The sequence below is a fragment of the Tardiphaga sp. GW821-FHT12E02 genome, from assembly GCF_058807155.1.
This window is the reverse complement of the sequence record NZ_JBXAQK010000001.1, coordinates 353,963-376,854: the sequence shown is the minus strand read 5'-3', so window position 1 is coordinate 376,854 and position 22,892 is coordinate 353,963. Positions and strand designations below refer to the sequence as shown.

The window sequence follows — 22,892 nt, the reverse complement described above, 5'->3', positions numbered from 1 at the left end:
GGTGTCTCGGAGGCGCTTCGTATTCCCTCGCCCCGTTCTTACGGGGAGAGGTTAGGTCCACGCGCGTTGCGGGTGTCGTGCATCATCGAAACGTTAGTTGCTTGCAGGCGCCCATGGTGCGGACTGTGCGGCCGACTTCGCCTTGTCGGACACCGGTGCTTCGCCAATCACCTCGACCAGCGCGCGCAGGGCTTCCGGCACGCCATCGCCTGTTGCACCCGAGATCAGCAGAGGCGTCTGCTTGGACGCGCGCTTCAGGCGCTCCTTCTGCTTCTTCAGCTCGTCCGGTTCGACCGCATCGATCTTGTTGAGCGCCACGATCTCGACCTTGTTGGCGAGGTCGCCTTCATAGGCGTCCAGCTCGCCGCGCACGGTCTTGTAAGCTTTGCCCGCATGTTCGCAGGTGGCGTCGATCAGATGCAGCAGCACCCGGCAGCGCTCGACATGGCCGAGAAAGCGATCGCCGAGGCCGGCGCCTTCATGGGCGCCCTCGATCAGGCCGGGAATATCGGCCAGCACGAATTCGCGCGCATCGACGCCGACGACACCAAGCTGCGGATGCAGCGTGGTGAAGGGATAGTCGGCGATCTTCGGCCGTGCCGCCGAGACTTTTGAGAGGAACGTCGACTTGCCGGCATTGGGCAGGCCGACCAGGCCGGCATCGGCAATCAGCTTCAGCCGCAGCCAGATCCAGCGCTCCTGGCCGGGCTGGCCGGGATTGGCGTTGCGCGGGGCGCGATTGGTGGACGACTTGAAATGCGCATTGCCGAAACCGCCATTGCCGCCTTCGGCCAGCACATAGGTCTCGCCGAGCTTGGTGAAGTCGTGGATCAGCGTTTCTTTGTCTTCGTCGATGATCTGGGTGCCGACCGGCACTTTCAGGGTGATCGGCTTGCCATTGGCACCGTGGCGATCCTTGCCCATGCCATTGACGCCGCGCGGCGCCTTGAAGTGCTGCTGGTAGCGATAATCGATCAGCGTGTTGAGGCCATCGACGACTTCGATGATGACATCGCCGCCGCGGCCGCCATTGCCGCCGGACGGGCCACCGAACTCAATATACTTCTCGCGGCGGAACGCCACGCAGCCGTTGCCGCCGTCGCCGGAACGTATGTAAACCTTGGCTTCATCGAGGAATTTCATGGCGTATCCGTATCGCAGGGGGGTGTTTGCGGCAACAACTCATCGCGCCCGCAAGGCGACGAATGGCTGCCTTGCTGCGGTTTCAATCGCGTCCTAAAGGACAATGGGAAACGTTAACTATTGTCTCTGCCGCCCGCGAAACTCCGAACCTCATGGTGAGGAGGCGCGTCTTCCGCGCCGTCTCGAACCATGAGCTGTTTGGCTCCGAGTTTGCGGCCATCCTTCGAGACGCCGCGCTTCGCACGGCTCCTCAGGATGAGGGACTGAGAGGGCTCTTAAAGGCGCATATGGGCATGTTTGCGACCATTTCGACCGCCGCCGACAATCGCGCCGCCCGGATAGCCGGTATCGGCCTGATGCTGGCGGGCATCGCCATGTTCTCCTGCGGCGACGCCATCGGCAAATATCTGGTTTCGACCTATTCGGTCGGGCAATTGATGTTCCTCCGCGCCATCGCGGCGCTGACGCTGCTGGCGCCGATGATCTGGCGGCATCGCGGCGATTTTCTCACTCTGGACCGGCCGGGCCTGCAGGTGCTGCGCGTGGTGCTGTCCACGCTGGAGGTCGCGGCTTTCTTCTGGGCGGCGGGCTATCTGCCGCTGGCTGACGTCATTACCTATTATCTGGCCTGTCCGATCTTCGTCACCGCGGGGTCTGCGATCTTTTTGCGCGAATCCGTCGGCTGGCGGCGCTGGAGCGCGGTGTTTGTCGGCTTTGTGGGCGTGATCATCGCGCTAAAACCGTCGGCGCAGATGGTGACCTGGCCGGCGCTGATCGCGCTCGGTGGCAGCTTGTCCTTCGCGGCGCTGATGCTGATCACGCGGTCGCTGCGCTCGGCGCCGGATGTGGTGCTGGCAACGACGCAGTTCATCGGGACGTTCACTTTCGGTGCGGTGTTGACGACATTCGGCTGGGTGACGCCGGGCTTCGGCGATCTCGGCCTGTTTTTCCTGGCAGGCGTGGTGTCGATCGCGGCGCTGATGTGCGTGAACCGCTCATTGAAACTGGCGCCGGCGAGTGTGGTGGTGCCGTATCAATATACGATGATCATCTGGGCGGTGATCTTCGGCTATCTGATTTTCGATGAACTGCCGGCGCCGGCGACGCTGATTGGCGCCACGATCATCATTGCCGCGGGGCTCTATATCTTCCTGCGTGAGCAGAGTTTGGGGAAGATCGCCGACGAAGTGCCGCCGGTGGTTTAAAACGCCGGGGCCGTAGGATGGGTTGAGCGCAGGCGCGGTAGCGCCGGAGCGATAACCCATCACCGCGTGCTCCGGCGCCTGTTGTGATGGGTTTTCGCTGCGCTCAACCCATCCTACGATCCGTCATCTCCGCGTCGAACTCGCCCAGTTCTTCAGCGAGCTCCACACGCCACGTGTCAGCTTGAAGCAATCCACCGGCGTTGACGATCCGATCGCCTCGAAGCGATGCAGTTGCACGCCGGTCCACTGGAAGCCGCACTTCTCAAGGATGTTACGCGAGGCCGGGTTGGCGACGCGCGCGCCGGCGATCAGCTGATCGATGGCAAACTCCTCGAATGTGTAGTCGATCGCCGCACGCACCGCTTCGGTCGCGTAACCGCGACCCCAATGTGCGACGCCCAGCCAGTAGCCGAGTTCCGGTGCATCCGGCTCGCGCCAGTCGACACCGACCATGCCGATCGGGCGATAATCGAGCTCGATCAGGAACACCGCGTCGGTGGCCGCTTCATCCTGCAGCGAGCCGACAAACTGTTCGGCATCATCCTGCGAATAGGGATGCGGCAGCCGGCGGGTATTCTCGGCGATGCGGCGGTCGTTGGCGAGTTCGGTCACTGCGATGGCATCGGCCATCACGGGCTTGCGCAAGGTCAGGCGTTGCGTCTGCAGAACAGCGGCTCTGCTCTCGCTCAGCTGGGGTGTCGGGATATCCTGCAACATCTCGGGCTCCTGCAATGCGCCCCGAAGCGACGCACCAAACGAAAAGGGGAGGCCGGTTTCCCGCCTCCCCTCTGGAGCCCAATTCTGGCACTCCGCCGGTTCAACAGGACCCGGCGGACTCCATTTGAGTGTCCACCGTTTATTCGGCCGCGGCCTGAGTGATCGGGAGTACCGACACGAAGGTGCGACCGTTGGCTTTGGCTTTAAACTCCACGCGGCCTTCGACCTTGGCGAACAGGGTATGATCCGTGCCCATGCCGACATTAAGGCCGGGGTGCCAGGTGGTGCCGCGCTGACGCGCAATGATGTTGCCGGGAATCACGCGCTCGCCGCCGAACGCCTTGACGCCAAGACGCTTGCCAGCTGAATCGCGGCCGTTGCGCGATGAACCGCCTGCTTTTTTATGAGCCATAGCTCGTCTCCGATCTCGATCTATTCAAAGATCAATTCCTTGCGGGAATTGTCTCACGGAAATTCAAATTTGCGCAGCGGATAATTCCGCTGCTGCAGCGATTCTATTTACTCGGCCGCTTCGGCCGGAGCGGCCTTCGGGGCTGCCTTTTCACGCTTCGGGCGCGGGCCCAGCGTCGGCGCCTTGCCATCGGCGAGGATCTCGCTGATGCGCACCAGGGTCAGCTCGTCACGGTAGCCACGCTTGCGCTTCGAGTGCTTGCGGCGGCGCTTCTTGAACGCGATGACCTTCGGGCCGCGCTTGTGGTCGAGAATTTCAACCGCAACGCTTGCGCCGGAAACGGTCGGGAGGCCGAGCACAGGCGTATCACCGCCGAGCATCAACACTTCACCAAGCTGCACGATCGTGCCGGCATCGCCAGCGATCTTGCCAATCTCAAGTACATCATCCGGAACGACGCGGTATTGCCGGCCGCCGGTTTTGATGACTGCGAACATCGTTCTAATCCTTCGTGTTCGATCCCGTCCTCGGATCAAGCGACAACCGATCGCTCCGGGACGGCTTCTTGTTCAGTCGATAAGGGTTTGAAGCTTTTGCATTTTCTGGCCGACGTTGCGGCCCCACGCAAAAACAATCGGCGCGAGACAAAGCTTGCGCCGAAGGGTGCTTTATAGAGGGGGAAGACGGGGAGTCAAGGAAAAGCGAGCCAAAAACAGGCATTTGGCCTGCGTCTGGCTCGCAGTCGTGGTTTAGGAAGCGAGGCTGCGCATTTCCTTGATCAGGTCCGATTTGCCCTCGAAACCGATGCCCGGCAGTTCCGGCATCACGATGTGGCCGTTCTCGACTTTCACGCCATCCGGGAAGCCGCCATAGGGCTGGAACAGGTCGGGATATGATTCATTGCCGCCCAATCCGAGGCCGGCTGCGATGTTCAGCGACATCTGGTGGCCGCCATGGGGGATGCAGCGGGTCCAGGACCAGCCGTAATTCTTCAGCATTTCCAACGTTCTAAGATATTCGACAAGACCATAGCTAAGTGCGCAATCGAATTGCAGCCAGTCGCGGTCCTTGCGCATGCCGCCATAGCGGATCAGGTTGCGGGCGTCCTGCATGGAGAACAGGTTTTCGCCGGTGGCCATGGGCTTCGGATAATGCTCGGCGAGCTTCTCCTGCAGCTCGTAGTCGAGCGGGTCGCCGGCTTCCTCGTACCAGAAAAGATCGTATTCCCTCAACGCCTTGGCATAATCGACGGCGGTCGTGAGATCGAACCGACCATTGGCGTCGACGGCGAGCTGGCAGCCCGAGGGCAGCAGTTTCAGCACATGTTCGATGCGCTTGAGGTCGTCGGCCAGGGGCGCGCCGCCGATCTTCATTTTCACGACATTGTAGCCGCGGTCCAAATAACCCTTCATTTCATTAGCTAAACCATCAAGGCCTTTGCCCGGATAATAGTAGCCACCGGCCGCATAGACGAACACTCTGGGGTTCGCCACGGTGCCGTAACGCTCTGACAGCAAACGGAAAAGCGGCTTGCCCGCGATCTTGGCGACGGCGTCCCAGACCGCCATGTCGATGGTGCCGATGGCGACAGAACGTTCGCCGTGGCCGCCGGGCTTCTCATTGGTGAACATGGTCGCCCACACTTTGTGGGGATCGATGTTTTCGCCAGTTGAATCAATGAGATCGTCCGGCTTCGCTTCGAGGATACGGGGCGCGAAACGTTCGCGGATCAGGCCGCCCTGGCCGTAGCGGCCGTTGGAATTGAAGCCGTAGCCGATCACGGGCTTGCCGTCGCGGATCACGTCGGTGACCACGGCGACCAGGCTCAGCGTCATTTTGCTGAAGTCGATGAAGGCGTTAGCGATGGGGGAGGCGATTGGAGCGGTGCGCTCCCGGACTTCGACAATGCGCATGGTTTTCCCTCGTTTTCGCGTGCTCTCTTGCGGCAACACGGCGGCAGACTTGCGGATGGCTTTAGGCATTAGCTAAAACGCAGCCATCTCTGAAATGGTGATTTTTCATCGCAGGCGTTCCCATATAAGATGGCTGTTCGCCGTCATTGCGAGCGCAGCGAAGCAATCCAGAAAGCCAAAAGCGAAGACTGGATTGCTTCGTCGCCAAGAGGCTCCTCGCAATGACGGCTGAGAGGTCTTTATGCGCAGCTTCGATCCCGTTTCCCTTCGCTTGTTCATCGCCGTCTGCGAGGAGCGCAACATTGCGGCGGCTGCCAAGCGCGAGGCCATCGTTCCCTCCGCCGTCTCGAAACGCATCAGCCAGATGGAAGACGAGGCCGGGGTGCAATTGCTCGAACGCGGTCGTCGCGGCGTCACGGTGACGGCGGCGGGCGAGGTGCTGTGGCGCTATGCGCGGGAGAGCTTGCAACTGCTCGACCGCATGCAGGCCGAACTCGGCGCGTTTGCCGATGGCGTGCAGGGGCATGTGCGGGTGTTCGCCTCGAAGTCCGCGGTGGCGCAGGTGTTGCCGGAGGATGTGAGTGCCTTCGCGAAAAAATATCGCGATGTGCGCGTCAGCCTGGAAGAGCGCGAGATCTGGGAAGTGGTGCGCGGTGTGGAAGAAGGCCGCGCCGATATCGGCGTGTGCTGGGATGCCGTCGATTTGCGCGGGTTGACGGTGCATCCCTATCACCGCGATCGTCTCGCTGTCGTCGTGCATCCCGATCATCCGCTGGCATCGCGCGACACCGTCTCTTTTGAAGAGACCATCGACTACGAGCATGTCGATATCGTCGCCCGCAGCATCATGCAGGCGACGCAGCGGAGTGCGGCGGCCGCGGCCGGCAAGCAGATGCGGTATCGCATTCAGGTCTCCACCGTGGATGCCGCCTATCGCGTCGTCGCGGCGCAGCTTGCGGTCGCCATCGTGCCGCAGGAAGAGGCATCCGCGATCCAGCAGACGCTGGGGCTCAAGGTGGTTCCACTCAATAATGATTGGGCGCAGCGGCAATTCGTCATCGCCGTGCGCAACAAGGGGCTTAGCCTGCCGGCACAATTGTTGCTGGAAAGTCTGCAGAGCAGTGCGAAGTAACCCCACTGTCATCGCCCGGCTCGACCGGGCGATCCAGTAAACTCAGCCAGTGCGGTGTGTACTGGGTCACCCGGTCAAGCCGGGTGACGACAAGCGGGGGTGGGTGACGGCAGCCTGCGTTGCGTCTAATATGCCTAGACAAATGAGGAGCCCGCCATGACCACCCATTTCGAACCCGGTGCGATGTCCCTGGCCGACTGGCGCGCGATCTATCGCGGCGCCGTGCCGAAGCTGGATGCCAGGCATCACCCGCGCATCCAGGCCAGCGCCGATGCGGTGGCGCGGATCGTGGCCAAGGGCGAGCCGGTCTATGGCATCAATACCGGCTTCGGAAAGCTCGCCAGCGTCGGCATCGCCGCCGAGGATCTGGTCGCTCTGCAGAAGAATATCGTGCTGTCGCATTGTGCGGGTGTGGGTGAGCCGATGTCGCCGGTCATCGCGCGCCTGATGATGGCGTTGAAGATTGCGTCGCTGGCGCAAGGGTTTTCCGGCGTGCGGCTGGGGACGATTCAATTACTTGAGGCGATGCTGGCAAACGACATCATCCCCGTCGTGCCGGCGCAGGGCTCGGTCGGTGCGTCCGGCGATCTCGCGCCGCTTGCGCATATGACATCGGTGATGATCGGCGTCGGCGAAGCCTTTGCCGGCAACAAGCGTTTGCCAGCCGTGGAAGCGCTCGCGACTGTTGGCCTCAAGCCGATCGAACTCGGCCCCAAGGAAGGCCTTGCGCTGCTCAATGGAACGCAATTTTCGACGGCTTGCGCGCTGGCCGGTCTGTTCGAGGCGGAATTGCTGTTTAGGACTGCAGTTGTCAGCGGCGCGCTGTCCACGGATGCCGCGCGCGGCTCCGATACGCCGTTCGATGCGCGCATCCATCAGCTGCGCAAGCATGATGGGCAGATTGCGGTGGCGTCGGCGCTACAAGGCCTGATGGTCGGAAGTGCTATCCGCGAGTCGCATCGCCTCGGTGATGTGCGGGTGCAGGATCCCTACTGCCTGCGCTGCCAGCCGCAGGTGATGGGCGCTGCCCTCGATATACTCAGGCAAGCAGCGGCCACGCTGCTCACCGAAGCCAACGGCGTCTCCGACAATCCGCTGATCTTCGCCGACGAGGACCTCGCCATGTCCGGCGGCAATTTTCATGCGGCACCGGTGGCCTTCGCGGCCGACATGATCGCGCTCGCGGTGTGCGAAATCGGCTCCATCGCCGAGCGGCGCATCGCGATGCTGGTCGATCCCGTGCTGTCCGGCGTGCCGGCGTTTCTCACACCGCGGCCGGGACTTAACTCCGGCTTCATGATCGCGCAGGTCACGGCGGCAGCATTGGTGTCCGAGAACAAGCAGCGCGCTTATCCCGCCAGCGTCGATTCGATTCCGACATCGGCCAACCAGGAAGACCACGTCTCCATGGCCGCGCATGGCGCAAGACGTCTGTCTCCGATGGTGGAAAATGCGATGGCAGTCATTGCCATCGAACTGCTTGCTGCGGCGCAAGGCTGCGATTTCCACGCGCCGCTGACCTCCAGCCACGCCCTCGAAGCCGTGCGAAAACGCATCCGCGACGGTATCGCGCATCTCGACGATGACCGCTATTTTCATGCGGACATCGAGAAGGCACTGGCCTTGGTGCGGTCGGGCGCGGTGGTGGCTGCAGTCGGAGCATCGACACTGCCGACGCTCTGATCGCCAAGCTTCGGCGCGTTTTCGGAGCTTATTGCAGCAGATCTGATAGTTGCGATCGGTGGCGAGCGATGTCGCCGACGGCGCAATGTGCCACAATTGCTGTGGCCACATCGCGAGGGTGTGATCGATAACCAGCAGACTTGGTGTTCGCTTACCAAACTTGTGCCGGTTGTGAGCTTGTCAATAAGAGTCGTCTAGCGCACATTCATCACGCACTTCAATCTGAACAAGAACTTTCAACTCACGTTGTGTTTTGACGACATCGCGCACGCAGCAAAGATGTCGATCGCCGGTCGGCTGGCGATGGTTGGATGGCATCGACATGACTGTGAAGCTCGATCTACCCGGCACCGAAATCCTGAGACGCAGCGGCGGGCCGTCGCTGCGCGAGCATATCGCGCGTGAGCGCCATGTCCTGATGCAGCTTGCGGCTGGCCGTCCGCTCGCCGATGTGATGCAGGAGCTGCTGTTGAGCGTCGAGGCGTCGTCGGGGCATCACATGATGGCCTCCGTTCTCGAAGTCAGCGAGGACGGCCGATATCTCCGGCATCTGGCGGCGCCCAGCCTGCCATGCGCCTATAACAAGGCGATCGACGGCGAACGAGTCGCGGAGGGCATCGGCTCCTGCGGTACCGCCGCTTATCGTGGCACGCCTGTCTATGTGGCGGATATCGCCACCGATCCATTGTGGAAGGACTATCGTGATCTCGCGGCGGCGCACGGGCTGTGCGCCTGCTGGTCGACGCCGATCAAGGGGATGGACGAGGTCACCCGCGGCACATTCGCGGTCTATTACGATGCGCCGCGTTCGCCCCGGCCGCACGATCTCGAAGCCATCGCCGCCATCACGCTGACCGTCGCTCTGGCGATCGAGCGGCATCGCACCGATCAGCAGTTGCAGCGCATGCGTGCCGAACTCAAGGCCGCAGGCAAGGCCAAATCCTGACTCGCGGGCCGCTGTTCCCTCGATGCAACCATTCGGTTCCATCGGCGTTGTCGATCGGTTCACGCGTTTCAGGGGCAACATGGCTGAAGAAGTAGTAACGACGCCGATCGGCATCGGCGTGCACGGCGCAAAACGTCTGCCCTCGGTCGAGGTGGATACTTTCAATATCGAGATCAAGGACGGCGACGGCTTTCTGGGCGATCGCGCCAGCAAGGGCGCGTTTCAGAAGATCGTCGAGGATCTGCGCAAGCCGTTGAAGAAGAACGGCGAGGATCCGCTCGGCAAGAAGTCGGTCAAGGAGATCGGCAAGAGCGAGCTCGACGAGATCCTGGTCGGCGAGGACATCAAGGCGGCGGCTCTCGTGCATGGCGCCATCGAGGAATTCGCGAAGGAATTCGCCTATGTGATCCAGCGCTTCTTCAAGAACAAGGTGTGGGAAGACACCGAATGTATCGTGGTCGGCGGCGGCTTTCGCCAGAGCCGCGTCGGCGAACTCGCCATCGCGCGCACCGACATCATCCTGAAGTCCGAAGGGCTCAAGGTCGATCTGATCCCGATCCAGTATCACCCCGATGAAGCCGGCCTGATCGGCTGCCTGCATCTGGCGCCGTCCTGGATTTTCGAGGGCTATGACAGCATCCTTGCGGTGGATATCGGCGGCTCCAATATCCGCTGCGGCGTGGTGGAGACCGGCTGGAAGAAGTCGAAGGATCTCTCCAAGGCTCAGGTCTGGAAATCCGATCTGTGGAAACACGCCGAGGACGAGCCGACCCGCGAAGGCGCGGTGGAGCGGCTGATCAAGATGCTCAAGGATCTGATCAAGGCGGCCGAGAAGGACGGCTTCAAGCTTGCCCCCTTCATCGGCATTTCGTGTCCCGGCGTGATCAACGAAGACGGCACCATCGAAAAGGGTGCGCAGAACCTGCCGGGCAATTGGGAAAGCAGCAAGTTCAACCTGCCGGCGCTGATCGCCGAAGGCATCCCCACCATCGGCGATCACGACACGGCTGTCCTGATGCACAATGACGGTGTGGCGCAGGGGCTGAGCGAGGTGCCCTTCATGCAGGAATTTGCGCGCTGGGGCGTGCTGACCATCGGCACCGGCCTCGGCAATGCCCGTTTCACCAATCGCAAGAAAGAGACGGGAAAGAAGGACAAGGACGAGAAGGACGACAAGAAGGCGAAAAAGGGCAAGGACTGAGAGGTCGCCGCGTGCTCGCGGCGGGAGAGGGGCAGCCCCACGCTCCGATGTCACGTGGGCGCCCCCTCTCCCTAACCCTCTCCCCCCGCCCGAAGCGTTGCTTCGCTTGGGGGCGAGGGGACTTACCGAGGGGACTGACGGTGTGTGGGGCGATGTCGGCGGCAAGCGACCGGCATCAGCGATTCTTGCGCGAATCGGCAGATGCACGCGGCGTGCTTTGGGTCGGCACACCAGATTTTGCGCTGTGATCCCCGCTCTGCCGGCTGCCGGGCTGGATGGCTCGGGCCTGCGCGGAGCTGATTTCGCCACATGGGGGTGGGCTGGAGGCGGAATTTCCTCATCCGGCGCTTGTCTGTTTCGGCATCCTCGCCTAGAACACCGCCAACCACCCGGCGGGCGACCTCCGGAATTCGGCACCAAGGAGAGGTGGCAGAGTGGTTGATTGTACCGCACTCGAAATGCGGCATGGGTGCAAGCCCATCGGGGGTTCGAATCCCCCCCTCTCCGCCAAACAGCCGTTCAGCCCCCTGAAAATCCAATTTTATCTATAGAATAAGGCATTTCCTAAAAGGCCGGTGGTACACAGGAGTGGTCACACCGTGAGCCTCAACATGCTTCAGCCCATCAAAAAAGACCACACGAAGAACTACTGGTTTCGTCGGCGCGTGCCGGCCAAATACCGCAAGTTCGGCATGCCGTCGGAGATCAAATTCTCGCTCGGAACCGCCGACTGGGACGAGGCGGTGCTGAGGTGCCAGGAGGAGAACCTCAAACTCGAGCGGACTTGGCGCGCCAACCTGGAGGGTGAGCCGGTGTCGGAGTTGTCGCACCTTCAGATCAACGCGCTCGCCGGCGAGTTCTACGCCGAGATGGTCGCCAACCATCGCGACGAACCCGGCCGTCCCGTCCTTTGGGAAGACACGCTGCGGGCGCTGGAAAAGAAGAAGACTCGGCTGATCAGCGTCCAACCGGCCGCCGTGCACCTGCGCTTCGCGTTCGGCGACGAGGCGCGCGAGTTCCTGGCCCGTCGGCGCCTGAAGCTCGTCGGGGATAGGTTCGATTCCTTCGTCAAGGCGTACGTCAAGGCCAAGGAGCATGCGAGCAGGGTGCTGCTCCGTCACGCGGAGGGCGACTACACGCCGGACCCCGATCAGGTCAAGTATCCCGAGTTGCAATTGACAGAGCCCAAGCGACCGTTCGAACCGCTCTGGCAGGAATTCTGCGACGCCAAGAAGGTCGCCGCATCGACCAAGAAGAAGTGGCGTCCGTACTTCTCAGCTCTGATGCTAAGGGCCGGTTCGACGGACATGAATCATGTGACCGAGCAGCACCTGCTGGATTGGCGGGACGCGTTGCTGGCGACCAAATTGTCGCCGATCACCGTCAGGGACGGCTACATCGCGGCCGCAAAGGCCTTCTTCGGATGGGCCAAGCTCATGAAGAAGTTGAAGACCAATCCGGCGGCGGAAGTCGTGGTCGCGGTCAGCGAAAAGCACGAAACGAACATGCGCGGCTTCACGGACAAGGAGGCGGCCGTCATCCTTTCCGCCGCCCTGGCCCCGATGAGCAAGCTGATGACGCAGGAAAATGCCGCGGCCCGCCGGTGGGTACCCTGGATCTGCGCCTATACGGGTGCGCGCGTCAACGAGATCACACAGCTCCGGGCCAGCGACGTCCTGCACGTCGACGGCATCGACTGCATCCGCATCACCCCCGAGGCCGGGACGGTCAAGACGCTGCGCGAGCGTGTCGTTCCGATCCATCCGCATCTGGTCGATCAGGGCTTCCTCGCCTTCGCGCGGAAGAAGAAGGGCAAGACGCCGCTCTTCTATTCGGTCGCGCGCCAACGCAATCCGGATCGGAAGAACCCGACCTACACGTCGGTCGGCAACAAGCTGGCCGAGTGGGTCCGCAACCTCGGTATCAAGGATCCGCGGGTCGCGCCGAATCACGGCTGGCGTCACCGCTTCAAGACGGCGGGCCGTAAGGCGAAGATGGACTGGCTGATCCTGGACGCCATCCAGGGCCACGCGCCCCGCACGGAAGGCGAGGAGTACGGCGAAGTCCCGCCCGACGTCATGCTTCCGGAGATCCTGAAGCATCCGAGATACGACGTCGCGCCCGGCGAACGCCGCGACGGACGTGGCGAAGCGAACAAGCGCCGTATCCGCAGGCGGAAGAAGCCGGTGTGAACGCGTGCCTTGGTCGCGCCGTCAGGATTGGTCCCAGTTGGGGCGGATATCCGAATGGCCCGTTTGCGGATGCGAAGACCCGAAGCCAGGACGTTCTCTTGGCGGATTGCCATATCGTCTTATATATCAAGGGCGTGGAGCTGCGTCCGATCGGAAAGAGTGATGGCATTCGACAGAAGAAAGCTGCTGGAGATCTTCGATGTGCTCGGGAAGTCGTTGACGACACCGACGACGATCTGTCTCATCGGGAGCTCGCCCGGTATCGCCTCGGGCCAGCCGGAGCGCCAGACCCCGGACATGGATGTCTGGCGGGACCAATCGAAATACGACGATACCGCCTTCCGGAAAGCATGCGAGGACGCCGGGATGTTGTTCGACCCCCGTGGGGAGGTCGACCCGGACGCCATATACGTGCAGGTGATCCGAAGGGGCGTCGTGAACCTGCCGAAGGAATTCGACGTCGAGGTCGTGGGGGAATTCGGGAATCTCCGCGTCGTGATGCCCGCTCCCAACCTGCTGGTGGCGGCCAAGCTGGTAAGAGGTTCTCCTCGCGATGTCGAAGATGCGGTCTGGTGGATGCAGGAACGCGCATTGAAGACCGAAGACATCAGGGAAGCGATCGGGCATCTGCCGGATCCGAGTCAACGCGAAGCGGCGAGCGAAAACATCGTTCTGGTAGGACTGATTGATTCGACTTGGAGTCCGACATGACGCGCAGCGCCCGTTCCTTGCATGTGGAAGCTCTCGACGTCCTCCTGAAAGGCGGGATGGCGGAGGTCGCGGTGGACCGCGACTGGGAGCTTCTCGAAGAGGTGGCGCGCCTCGCGACGGAGGACGCGCCCAGGGATCTCGTTGCGACGGACCCCTCGCTGTTTGCCTCTTGGCGCGCGGCGGTGACCAGATATCATCTGAAGGGATGGAGTGGAATGACACCCGAACGGGTTCGCGCAATCCGCGATAATGCCGAGAACAAGATCTCGAAGTACATGCGCATCCCCGCCTGAAACGGTCGCACGGAACATCTCTTGTCCGCTTCCCCCGGCGCGACTTAGGGCAGCGTGAGCGGCATCGGCTCGGTGGCGTCTTCGACCGCGAAGCTGCGCGCGCCATGGGAAAAGCGTATGCCCGATCGCAGCGGGTTCTGGCTGCGAAGTGTTGGCGCAACATCCGGGACCGCCCGCTGATCGCGGCCACGTAGCCTCGCGTTCCGATCGCCCCAGACGCCAACCGTCGCCCAGGTAGTCCGCGCGCGATCGCGTGATGTTGTCTTATGCACTCAAAGCCCCGATATTGCGGGCGGAAACGCATGGATAAGGTCGTCACCATAGCAGAGAGGGATGCCCGCGAAGCAGCGCGGCGACGATCGGCTGCGGATGCGATCATCGCGCAACTGAAGGCATTTGCGATTTCGAGCGGCGGCCGGTTCCTTGTGTTCGGATCGGCCGCGGTGGATGCCATGTCGTCCGAAAGCGATCTGGACGTCGTCATCGATTTCCCCTCAGATCGCGAAGGCGAAGCCGTCGAACTCGTCGAAGACCTGTCGCGGGCTCACGACCTGCCCGTCGACTATTACTTGAGATCGCTGGCAAGCGAGCGGTTTCTCGCCCGGATCTCGAATGAGGCGGTGACGCTGTCATGAGCGACCCGCGGTGGACGGATGTCGATGCCGATATCGACCACGCCATTCAGCAGATCGGAAACGCCGTCCGCGCATTCGACCGCGGAGGCTTCGACTCCCCGGACCTCGACGCGGCATGGGAGAGGTCCAATGCGTTTCTCCATGGGATGGAGACTGGGCATTCGCTGCTCGAGTCCGCCTTGAAGAAGATACTTTCCTTATTGAAGGAAAAGAGCCCGGTCGAGGGGCAGCACTCGCACAGGGACCTCGTCGAACGGGTCTCCAGACAGATGTCCGGTGCCAACGCGAGGCCCGCGATCCTCGACCCCGATCTCAAAAAGGACGTCCTCGAACTTCTGAGGATGTGCCATAGGGCTCGAAAAGTCATCTACGACGACTTCGACGCGTCGAAGGCCGGGCCTTCGGTCGAGGCCGCACGACGGGTCGTGCTCAAGCTTCGGCATGCCATCGCTGCGTTCAAGGCTGCGGTTGATCCGGAGCCTGGCGAGGACGACGAGAATTCCGCTTTTTCGCGGCCTCGCATCTGACGAAAATCATAGCGCGCAGCAGTCGGCCGCGTCTTCAATGCGACCATGCGCGATCTTGCCGCGCCTGGATCGGGCGCGACGGCCGGGACCCCCTCGCTCGACCATTGCAAACATGGGAACTGTTCACTATCGGTTGTGGCGGCGGGTTGGGGAAGTCGAGCTATCCATGTGGCATGACAACGAGACGGAGCGCGACTTCCTGAATTTTTCAGGCGTTGCGGACACCGTGGCGGAGATCGTCGTACAGGCGCGGGGGCGGCCGGTATCGATCGGAGTGTCGGGGTCGTGGGGTATCGGGAAGTCGTCGATGATCAAGCTCATCCGGGCGTCCGTGGCCGGGCGGCCGCTTGCCGCTGGAGAACGCGAGTTCGTTTTCGTTGAGTTCAATGCCTGGCTGTATCAGGGCTACGACGACGCGCGGGCGGCGTTGATGGACGTCATCGCTTCGAAACTCGAGGAGGAGGCGGCCGCTCGCGCGACTGCCGTCGACAAGACGAAGGCCTTGCTCAAGCGCGTCAACTGGCTGCGCGCCGCCAAACTGGTCGCCGTGCCGGCGATTTCCCTCGCGCTCGGCCTGCCGCCGGCGGGCCTGCTCGGCGATGTGATCGGTCTCGGTCGTCGGGCCCTGAACGATGGCCTCAGCGGCGAACTGGCCAAGGACACGGAAGCTGCGGCGGGCAGGGTCGCGGGGGCTGCGGGCGGGCTTCTGGATCCGAAGCCCGACGCCTCGCCGCCGAAGCAGATCCAGGCACTCCGGGATTCCTTCGAGGACATCCTCGAGGAATTGGGCATCACGTTGGTGGTCCTGATCGACGATCTCGACCGCTGTCTTCCTGAGACCACGATCTCGACCCTCGAAGCCATCCGTCTTTTCCTGTTCCTGAAGAACACGGCCTTCGTCATCGCCGCCGACAACGACATGATCAAGCATGCCGTCCGCAAGCATTTCGACGGCATCCACGATGACCTGCTGGTCACCAACTACTTCGACAAGCTGATCCAGGTGCCTATCCGTGTCCCGCCGCTCGGGACGCAGGAAGTGCGCGCGTACATGATGCTGCTGTTCGTGGAGAATAGCGGCCTCGACGGCGCCGTCCAGGAGAAGATCCGCCTCGGCATCTGCAACCAGCTTCGCCGGACGTGGGAAGGCAGGCGCGTCGACAGGGCGTTCGTCCAGACCCTTCACGACGCGATGCCGCGCGAACTGATCGGCAAGTTCGACACCGCCGACCGCCTTGCCCCGTTGATGACGACGGCATCCGGCATCGCCGGCAACCCACGGCTGATCAAACGATTCCTGAATGCGCTGTCCATCCGGATGTCGATCTCGACAGCCCAAGGCGTCGGCGTCGACGAAGCAGTCCTTGCCAAGCTCATGCTGTTCGAACGGCTCGGAGACACGAAAGCCTACGCTTCGTTGATCTCTGCCGTTGGTGCCAGCGAGTCCGGGAAACCGGCGTTCCTCGGCGAGTGGGAGGAAGCGGCGAACGCGGGCAAGGATCTCGATCTGCCGGCTCCATGGAACGCGCCGTTCGTCCTGGAATGGCTGACGTTGCCGCCGACCCTTGCGGACGTCGATCTGAGGGGCGCGTTGTACGTGAGCCGCGAGCATGTCGCACTGGTCACTTCGGAGGATCGGCTGTCGTCCGAGGCTGCCGAATTGTTGACCGCTTTGCTGCAGAATCCAGACATGGCGGCGCGCCTCAAGCCGCGGCTGCAGAAGGTGCAGCGGCTCGAGACGGCCGTGATCATGGATCGTCTGCTGGAGAAAGCGCGGCAGGAACAGGAATGGGGCGTGCCGCCCATACTGGAGGCCTGCCTCGCCTTGTCGGAAGTGGATCCGCCTCAAGGCAGTCGTCTCGCGGCCTTCCTGGCCGAGCGGCCGGCCGTGCAGGTCAAACCCAACATCGTGCCGAAAATCGCCGATCAGCCCTGGGCTCGCGGCGTGTTAGAAAAGTGGGACGGTCTGGAAGTGTCGAGACCCGTCAAGAACGCAATCAAGAGAACGTTTGAGAATGGGAACGTCGCAATCTAGCGGAGGGCCGGGGCCAGGCGTGCCGATGGTCCCACCCTGGACGCCGCCAGCGCCACCACCCGAGCCGCCGGCGGCCGAGCCGGGGGCTCCCGACCCATCGCCGCCACCGGCGCCCGGCGAGGAGCAGCCGTCGCCGTCGGCCCCAGCGCTTCCACCTATCCCGCTCGCAGCGGCTCCGCCGGTGGCACCCGCAGCTCGTTTCAGGGGCACGCGGCGCAGTCTCGGGGACTTCGCCCGAAGCGGCAATAGGGACGATCTGAAAAGAGCGCTCGGACATTATGTCCGCAGCGGCTATTCCGGCGCAGCGACCGCTGCGGCCAGGCTCGGGGGGACTGCGACAACGGCGCAGTCGCTAGGCAATGCGCTGTCGAACGTCGCCGCCGGCCAGCCTGCCGCGGCGGGAAGTCCGCTCGATCCAGCCTTGTTGGCCGGCCGCTCCGCAAGGGAGGTCATGGATGCCGTAGTCGAGGCGGTTCGTCCCACCGACGGCACGCAGGATGCGGAGGCGGCTCGCGCGGCCATCCGCGACGCCCTTTCCGAACTGCTCACGCACTATCCCGAAGCCGACCTCTTGAATCTCGATCCCGATCAGAGGGACTTCGTCATCGAGCGGTACGCCGCAATGGACGTATTTCGGCGGTTCGAACTGGACGTCGGCCTGGCGATCAGCGAAAAATCGCCGACCGCCACCGTCGCGCTCGCTCGGCTGAAGGACGCCAGGGACTACGTGAAGGAGATCGTCGGAGCCGAATTCCGGAAGCTGCGGGACGCAGGCAAGCGGTTGACGGTGGACAGGATCAACCGCGTCGTCGGCGAAGCCGTCAGAGAGACCTGCATCGTGTTCGAGGGCTACGCGGAATGAGGCTGGTCTGTGCTCCCGAGGACGTCGATCTGCCGACGACGGGCGACGATCTACGGGTCGTGCTGTTTGGCCAGGCCGGGAGCAACGACCGTGGCAGCGCCGGCGACGCCGCAAAACACGAATTCCTACGTCGCCGGCTAGAGGCGGCACCCCGAGCTTGGGATCTACTATCGATCGCGCTTTCGGTTGTGACGGCGGACTACGCAGGGCTGCGCGAACGCAGTCCGGACGGGTGGACCCGGGAATTCGATCTTGAGATCGCGGTCTCTGATCCGGCGTTCTGGAAAGCCCAGGCCGACGATCTCGCGAAGGCGGTCAGTTTCCTCACCACCGACATATGGCGTTTCGGCTTTCACGGAGGGGGCATGCAGCCGGCCCCTCCGAAGCCGTTCGTGCGTCCGGATGCGGATTGCGTCATGCTGCTTTCGGGTGGTCTCGACAGTCTGGTCGGCGCGATTGATCTGGCCGCCGCAGGGCGACGTCCCCTTGCCGTGAGCCAGACCGTTCGCGGCGACGCCGCGAAGCAGGTCGATTTCGCGGCCCATATCGCCGGCGGCCTCGGCCATCTGCAACTGAACCACAACGCCCACGCTCCCGGCGTCGAGGAAGCGTCCCAGCGAGCCAGATCACTGATCTTCATAGCTTTCGGGGTGATGGCCGCGACGTCGCTCGGCGCCTATCATGATGGCGGGACGGTCGATCTTTTCCTATGCGAGAACGGCTTCATCGCGATCAACCCGCCGCTCACCGGAGCTCGGATAGGCAGCCTCAGCACGCGTACCGCCCATCCCCACTATCTCGGCAGCGTGCAGCGAATGCTGGACGCGGCCGGCCTTCGGGTGAAGATACGAAATCCGTATGCGGCTTCGACGAAGGGCGAGATGCTGCGGTCATGCGCGGATCAAACGCTGCTGCGCGCCCAGGCAGCGCGGTCAACGAGTTGCGGGAGGTTCCAGCGCTTCAATTACCGGCATTGCGGCCGTTGCGTACCGTGCCATGTCCGTCGCGCCGCATTCCGCGCTTGGGGCGTACCCGATGCGACTGACTACGTGTATACGGACCTCGGTCGTGACGACGCCGAGCACGCCGGCTTCGACGATGTGCGGTCCGTCGCCATGGCCATCCGGCGCTCCGCCGGTGACGGCCTGAGTGATTGGCTGGGGCCGTCTCTCAGCTCTCCTTTCATTGCCGACAGGGCAGGACTCGAAGCCATGATCTCCCGCGGATTGGTCGAACTGCAAGCGTTGCATGCGGCGCTGGGCGTCAAATGATCGACTTCCATTGCCATCTCGATCTGTATCCCGATCCCGTTGAGACGGTGCGGGAGGTGCGGTCGCGGGAGATGTTCGTGCTCTCGGTGACGACGACGCCTACCGCATTCGAAGGGACATCTGCACTCGCCTCTAATGCCCCACGCATCAGAACCGCTCTCGGCCTCCATCCTCAGCTTGCCCACGAAAGGAAGGGTGAACTGACGCTCTTCGACGAGCTGCTTTCCAGGACACGCTACGTGGGCGAGATAGGGCTGGATGGCGGCCCCGAACTCAAGCCCCACTGGCCCGATCAGCAAGTGGTGTTCGACCGGATACTAAGCGCCTGCTCCAACGCGGGGGGGCGAATCCTTTCCATTCATAGCAGACGGGCCGCCGGACACGTTCTTGACGCACTAGAGCGGCATCCGGACGCCGGCACACCGGTGCTCCATTGGTTTTCCGGGACCCGGCGCGAACTCCAGAGGGCAGTCGCTATGGGATGCTGGTTCAGCGTCGGCCCGGCCATGCTGGCGGGAGAAAAGGGGCGCGCGCTTGTCTCGGAGATGCCGCAGGACAGGGTGCTTACCGAGACGGATGGTCCCTTTGCGCAACTTGAAGGCAAAGCCGCCCGACCTTGGGATGCGACGGAAGCGATCGCGCTGCTGTCCGCCGTCTGGCAGGAGTCCGAGCCGGAGGTCGAGGCGCACCTACTCTCCAATCTGAAAGCCTTGGTGTCGCCCGCATAGGGTTGTCCAGAGGGCCGCGATGCGGAGAATTGAGCGATGGACGTAACCGTCCGCTACTCCCGGCTGTGCGCGGCGCTTGTCGGCTCGAAGATCGCGGTTTGCGATGAGGTCGGGGACGGGTTGCGAACGTCAGCTCGGCTTCGCCATCCGGCCGAATCCGGTAATTCGCCGTGCAAGCGGACTGCCGATCATCAAGCTGAGCTTCGATCGAACGCGTGCGATGACAAGCGATTTCGAGGCGAGAACGCGCATGACCCGAAGCGAATGGCAAGACAGCCCTCCGACGCGCGCGTTTTGAGGGACTCCTTGATCGATGATGGGTGAAGTGTCTTCGCCCACTGTTTGGCGGTGACCTCCTCCAACCTTCGTCCGTATTAGTCAAGCGCCAGGCGGATCTGCTGCTCTGAAGTCTTTATGGCGTCCGGCCCTCAGCGCTGGGGCCGCGGACTGGCGGCGCAAGAAGGCTCAGTTGGGGCGGGCGCCTGCGCAGCGGTGGCGGTGGATCGGAGCCAAGCCTGCGGCATCGAGGTACGATTCCAGCGCCTTCCTGTTATAGGGGAAGTCGAAATGGTCCTGCAGATGGGTGAGGAACGCTGACTTCATTGGTGGTGGATCGAACTTGGCGAACTCGGTCTCGATCGTATTGCGCCATTTCTCGGTCAGCCTTTCCTTTCCGGAGCATCTTTCGCCCGCCTCGTTCAGGAACTTCGTCACCGACGAGATGCGGTAAGGGAAGTCGGCATACTCGCTCTTGAGGCTCCGATAGAAGCTCGCCCGGCTCTTGATCGGCGACAACTTCGCATAGAGCCGCATCGTCTTGCTTTGCCACTCGGGCGTGATGCGGCACAAGCGGCCTTTCCGTTGGCCGTTGAGGCTGTGCGAACCCTTTTCACGGTATCGCCTGAACCACATGTGGATGGGGACCCGGCCCAGACCGAAGAAATTTCCGACGGCTACCTGAGTAACTAGGCCGTCGTCGAAAAGCTTGGCTGCTTCGCGAAAATGCTGACGACGAAGGGATTGGCGAGTGGTTTCGTCGAGTTCTCGGGGACTGGTGCAGGAACGGATCTTGATCGCCAACTTCGGCAGTTGCGGCTCCGTCTCGAAGAATGAGATTCGCCTCATGTCGCGCAAGGGATGATGTTCTTCGAGGCAGCTTCGCAGTCGCTCGATCGGAGGACGAACGAGGATTCCGGCGTCAACGAGGCTGCGGCCGGTGAGGACTAGAGCCGCTCCGTCATCGACTGGATCCGCGTAGACAGCGGTGGCGAAGGTGGAGGCGGAAGCCTCCATGAAGTTGTCGCAGATGCCCGCCCGCTGCGCGGCCCGGTTGAGGCTTGAGATTACGGTGGTCCGATCGAGACGGAGGCTTTTGGGGGTCACGAAGAGGTAGCGTGACGCTTTGAATTCCTCCGGCGTGGCATCGATGTAGCGCGCGACCACGACCCGCGCAGCGTCGATGACCGGGATCTCGCGGTCTCGAGCGTCGAAGGTGTCGAGCATCCTGACGATCGGGTCACCTTCGGGCAGCCATCGGTCCCGCCGAAGATACACGATCTCTACGGGCGTGAGATTGCAGCATAGGCGCACTGCGGCCATGGCGGCGCGCCCGCACTGCACCCAATACTCTCTGGTATGGCAGGTGTCGTAGGTCGACGGATCGAGCATGATGCGCTGATGGGCGATCGAAAGCACGGTAGCTGTACCGGTCATCGCGGCATGCCGATGTCATTGTCGCGTGCGCGCTGCACGCGCTGAAGGATCTTCACCTTGCGCGGCTGCGGCTTCATCGGGATGTGGTCGTTGTAGAGGGGGTAGTCCTCCGGATCCTTCTCCTTCGTGAGGTTGCGCAGGCGCGCCCGCCGGTCGGGGTCGTCCCACACCTCGATCGCATTGTCCTCCGAGGCTGGTGCGAAATGCTGATAGACCCACTCGAGCGTCTCGACGGTCATGCCCATGAGCTTGGCTGTGGAATGGATATCCACGCCGATGATCGCCGACCACGTCGCCAGCGTATGGCGGAAGGTGTGGATCAGGATTTCGTGGTCCAGGCCGGCCGCTTCGACGAGCTTCACGAACTGCTCATGGATGCTCTTGTAGGGCTCGTTGTCCCGTTTCCGGATGATGAACCTGTGGCCGTCCCTGTCGTCCATCTTCTTCCAACGCCGCGCGTGCTGCAGCAGCCGCTTCAGCAGTTTGGAGCTTGGATGCATGTTCTTGAGATTTTGCGGCTGGGCGTGACCCGTCCGGTGCACCATCCCCTCTGCGACGTCGATGCTGCCGTGCTTGGGGTGGCGCTTCCAGGTCGAGCGGAACATGTTCTCGCTACGCCAGCCCGTGTAGATTTCCACCCGGAATGCGCGGCCCATGCCGTTCGAGAGATTTTTGGTCTTCTTGTCGATGAGGTTGACGACGCGGCCGTCGGCGGGAGCCCAGTCGCCTTTTTCCTTGTCCCAGACGCGTCCTTCGGTCGCGACGGTCTTGACCCAGGCTCCCGTCTCTCGGTTCCAGATCCGGCCTCTGGTCGACCAGAGCAGCCGCGCGGCTTCCGGGCGCGTCAGGTAGGCGGTGCGGCGTACCTTGTCGGATGGAACGTCGACATGAGGATGAAAACCGAGGTGGTTGTGAAGGTCGTAGTCGCGGAGCGCGCGCTGGAGATGTTCAAGATCCTTTCTGATGGTCATGTAGCTCAGACCGCGGCGACCGTTCTCGGCGGCCGCCGTTGAGATCGCGATGCAGGCCTTGAAGTAGCCGGCCGTGGCGCGTTTCGAGATTTGACCGAACGACAAACGGCCAAAGAAGAGGCCGATGCGCAGATACATGCGCGCCTTGGCCTTCCAATTGTTGCGGGCTTTCTGAGAGGCGATCACCGGAGGGCGCGGGCCGAGGTCGTCGAGCAGGGCAGCCCCGACCAGCACTTCCTTGGCCGGGATCGTGTGAAGTCGCCGGCGATAATCCTCCAGCACGTCCGAGCTCAGGCGGTCCGCCGCGTCTTCGAGAAACCATTTCCAGTCTTTTGCCAGCCGAGTCTGGTTCGGCGGGAGGCCATCCGAAGCAACCAGCTCGTTGGCGGCGATCTCGGAGCGCGCCGCCGCGAGCGCACGCTTTCCCGCCTTGTCGAGGGTCCGCAGTCCGGATCTGTTGATGACAATTTCAACGATATCGAGCGTGTCGGTTGTGATCGGTCCGAGAGGAATGTTCATAGGAGCACCTATTCAGTGACTAGGAGTCATTGAATAAGAAGTCCCGGGGCGCTTTCAAGTGTCTTTAAGACATTGAATATCGT

Annotated in this window: 21 protein-coding genes and 1 tRNA gene; 15 read left to right on the top strand and 7 right to left on the bottom strand. The window is 62.5% G+C overall.

Translation table 11 applies throughout. The annotated features are described in order from the left end of the window. Positions 1 to 93 precede the first annotated feature (93 nt). Positions 94 to 1,143 (bottom strand): GTPase ObgE, encoded by a 1,050-nt coding sequence (obgE, locus tag AC1RQ5_RS01805; RefSeq protein ID WP_493196893.1) that lies wholly within the window; start codon positions 1,141 to 1,143, stop codon positions 94 to 96. Positions 1,144 to 1,430: 287 nt separating this feature from the next. Here obgE and AC1RQ5_RS01800 point away from each other — a divergent pair, with 287 nt between their 5' ends. Continuing rightward, complete coding sequence (locus tag AC1RQ5_RS01800) at positions 1,431 to 2,348, top strand: DMT family transporter (RefSeq protein ID WP_493196892.1); 918 nt, start codon at positions 1,431 to 1,433, stop codon at positions 2,346 to 2,348. Between the two features lie 123 nt (positions 2,349 to 2,471). On the opposite strand, the gene AC1RQ5_RS01795 is transcribed toward AC1RQ5_RS01800, so the two are convergent. The 4 genes from AC1RQ5_RS01795 to AC1RQ5_RS01780 form a co-directional block, all read right to left on the bottom strand. Beyond that, the gene (locus AC1RQ5_RS01795) at positions 2,472 to 3,065 is read right to left on the bottom strand and encodes a GNAT family N-acetyltransferase (protein ID WP_493196891.1); all 594 of its coding nucleotides are present in this window, start codon (positions 3,063 to 3,065) and stop codon (positions 2,472 to 2,474) included. 139 nt (positions 3,066 to 3,204) lie between these two features. Next, the gene (rpmA, locus tag AC1RQ5_RS01790; RefSeq protein WP_211911333.1) at positions 3,205 to 3,477 is read right to left on the bottom strand and encodes a 50S ribosomal protein L27; all 273 of its coding nucleotides are present in this window, start codon (positions 3,475 to 3,477) and stop codon (positions 3,205 to 3,207) included. 107 nt (positions 3,478 to 3,584) lie between these two features. Next, positions 3,585 to 3,974, bottom strand: a complete 390-nt coding sequence (rplU, locus tag AC1RQ5_RS01785; RefSeq protein ID WP_398483724.1) for a 50S ribosomal protein L21 — start codon at positions 3,972 to 3,974, stop codon at positions 3,585 to 3,587. 252 nt (positions 3,975 to 4,226) lie between these two features. Then, positions 4,227 to 5,390, bottom strand: coding sequence for a mandelate racemase/muconate lactonizing enzyme family protein (locus AC1RQ5_RS01780; protein ID WP_493196890.1), 1,164 nt, complete (start codon positions 5,388 to 5,390; stop codon positions 4,227 to 4,229). A 241-nt stretch (positions 5,391 to 5,631) separates the two neighbouring features. Here AC1RQ5_RS01780 and AC1RQ5_RS01775 point away from each other — a divergent pair, with 241 nt between their 5' ends. From AC1RQ5_RS01775 to qatD, 14 genes are all read left to right on the top strand, one after another. Beyond that, positions 5,632 to 6,522 carry a LysR substrate-binding domain-containing protein gene (locus AC1RQ5_RS01775; RefSeq protein WP_493196889.1) on the top strand — a complete coding sequence of 297 codons (891 nt, stop codon included), beginning with the start codon at positions 5,632 to 5,634 and terminating at the stop codon, positions 6,520 to 6,522. 156 nt (positions 6,523 to 6,678) lie between these two features. Beyond that, positions 6,679 to 8,205, top strand: coding sequence for a histidine ammonia-lyase (gene hutH, locus AC1RQ5_RS01770; RefSeq protein ID WP_493196888.1), 1,527 nt, complete (start codon positions 6,679 to 6,681; stop codon positions 8,203 to 8,205). 322 nt (positions 8,206 to 8,527) lie between these two features. Further along, positions 8,528 to 9,151, top strand: a complete 624-nt coding sequence (locus tag AC1RQ5_RS01765; protein WP_493196887.1) for a GAF domain-containing protein — start codon at positions 8,528 to 8,530, stop codon at positions 9,149 to 9,151. A gap of 79 nt (positions 9,152 to 9,230) precedes the next feature. Continuing rightward, complete coding sequence (locus AC1RQ5_RS01760; protein WP_493196886.1) at positions 9,231 to 10,352, top strand: ROK family protein; 1,122 nt, start codon at positions 9,231 to 9,233, stop codon at positions 10,350 to 10,352. Between the two features lie 420 nt (positions 10,353 to 10,772). Continuing rightward, a tRNA-Ser gene (locus tag AC1RQ5_RS01755) sits at positions 10,773 to 10,862 on the top strand. Between the two features lie 89 nt (positions 10,863 to 10,951). After that, positions 10,952 to 12,544, top strand: a complete 1,593-nt coding sequence (locus tag AC1RQ5_RS01750) for a DUF6538 domain-containing protein (RefSeq protein ID WP_493196885.1) — start codon at positions 10,952 to 10,954, stop codon at positions 12,542 to 12,544. Positions 12,545 to 12,706: 162 nt separating this feature from the next. Next, positions 12,707 to 13,255 carry a hypothetical protein gene (locus AC1RQ5_RS01745; RefSeq protein WP_493196884.1) on the top strand — a complete coding sequence of 183 codons (549 nt, stop codon included), beginning with the start codon at positions 12,707 to 12,709 and terminating at the stop codon, positions 13,253 to 13,255. After that, on the top strand, positions 13,252 to 13,548 hold the full coding sequence (locus AC1RQ5_RS01740; protein WP_493196883.1) for a hypothetical protein: 297 nt from the start codon (positions 13,252 to 13,254) through the stop codon (positions 13,546 to 13,548). The genes AC1RQ5_RS01745 and AC1RQ5_RS01740 overlap by 4 nt, the downstream gene beginning before the upstream one ends. A 302-nt stretch (positions 13,549 to 13,850) precedes the next feature. Next, entirely contained in the window at positions 13,851 to 14,183 is a 333-nt protein-coding gene (locus AC1RQ5_RS01735; protein WP_493196882.1) for a nucleotidyltransferase domain-containing protein, read from the top strand. Next, positions 14,180 to 14,710 carry a ribonuclease toxin HepT-like protein gene (locus tag AC1RQ5_RS01730; protein ID WP_493196881.1) on the top strand — a complete coding sequence of 177 codons (531 nt, stop codon included), beginning with the start codon at positions 14,180 to 14,182 and terminating at the stop codon, positions 14,708 to 14,710. The genes AC1RQ5_RS01735 and AC1RQ5_RS01730 overlap by 4 nt, the downstream gene beginning before the upstream one ends. Before the next feature lie 166 nt (positions 14,711 to 14,876). Beyond that, positions 14,877 to 16,745: a KAP family P-loop NTPase fold protein gene (locus AC1RQ5_RS01725; protein ID WP_493196880.1), complete on the top strand. Its 1,869-nt coding sequence runs from the start codon at positions 14,877 to 14,879 to the stop codon at positions 16,743 to 16,745. Continuing rightward, positions 16,726 to 17,607 carry a Qat anti-phage system associated protein QatB gene (qatB, locus tag AC1RQ5_RS01720; RefSeq protein ID WP_493196879.1) on the top strand — a complete coding sequence of 294 codons (882 nt, stop codon included), beginning with the start codon at positions 16,726 to 16,728 and terminating at the stop codon, positions 17,605 to 17,607. Before AC1RQ5_RS01725 ends, qatB begins: the two co-directional genes overlap by 20 nt. Then, positions 17,604 to 18,878, top strand: a complete 1,275-nt coding sequence (qatC, locus tag AC1RQ5_RS01715; RefSeq protein WP_493196878.1) for a Qat anti-phage system QueC-like protein QatC — start codon at positions 17,604 to 17,606, stop codon at positions 18,876 to 18,878. Before qatB ends, qatC begins: the two co-directional genes overlap by 4 nt. Beyond that, the gene (gene qatD / locus AC1RQ5_RS01710) at positions 18,875 to 19,606 is read left to right on the top strand and encodes a Qat anti-phage system TatD family nuclease QatD (RefSeq protein WP_493196877.1); all 732 of its coding nucleotides are present in this window, start codon (positions 18,875 to 18,877) and stop codon (positions 19,604 to 19,606) included. Before qatC ends, qatD begins: the two co-directional genes overlap by 4 nt. Before the next feature lie 465 nt (positions 19,607 to 20,071). On the opposite strand, the gene AC1RQ5_RS01705 is transcribed toward qatD, so the two are convergent. Then, positions 20,072 to 21,319 carry a hypothetical protein gene (locus tag AC1RQ5_RS01705; protein ID WP_493196876.1) on the bottom strand — a complete coding sequence of 416 codons (1,248 nt, stop codon included), beginning with the start codon at positions 21,317 to 21,319 and terminating at the stop codon, positions 20,072 to 20,074. Then, positions 21,316 to 22,809, bottom strand: a complete 1,494-nt coding sequence (locus AC1RQ5_RS01700; protein WP_493196875.1) for a tyrosine-type recombinase/integrase — start codon at positions 22,807 to 22,809, stop codon at positions 21,316 to 21,318. Before AC1RQ5_RS01700 ends, AC1RQ5_RS01705 begins: the two co-directional genes overlap by 4 nt. Between the last annotated feature and the right edge of the window lie 83 nt (positions 22,810 to 22,892).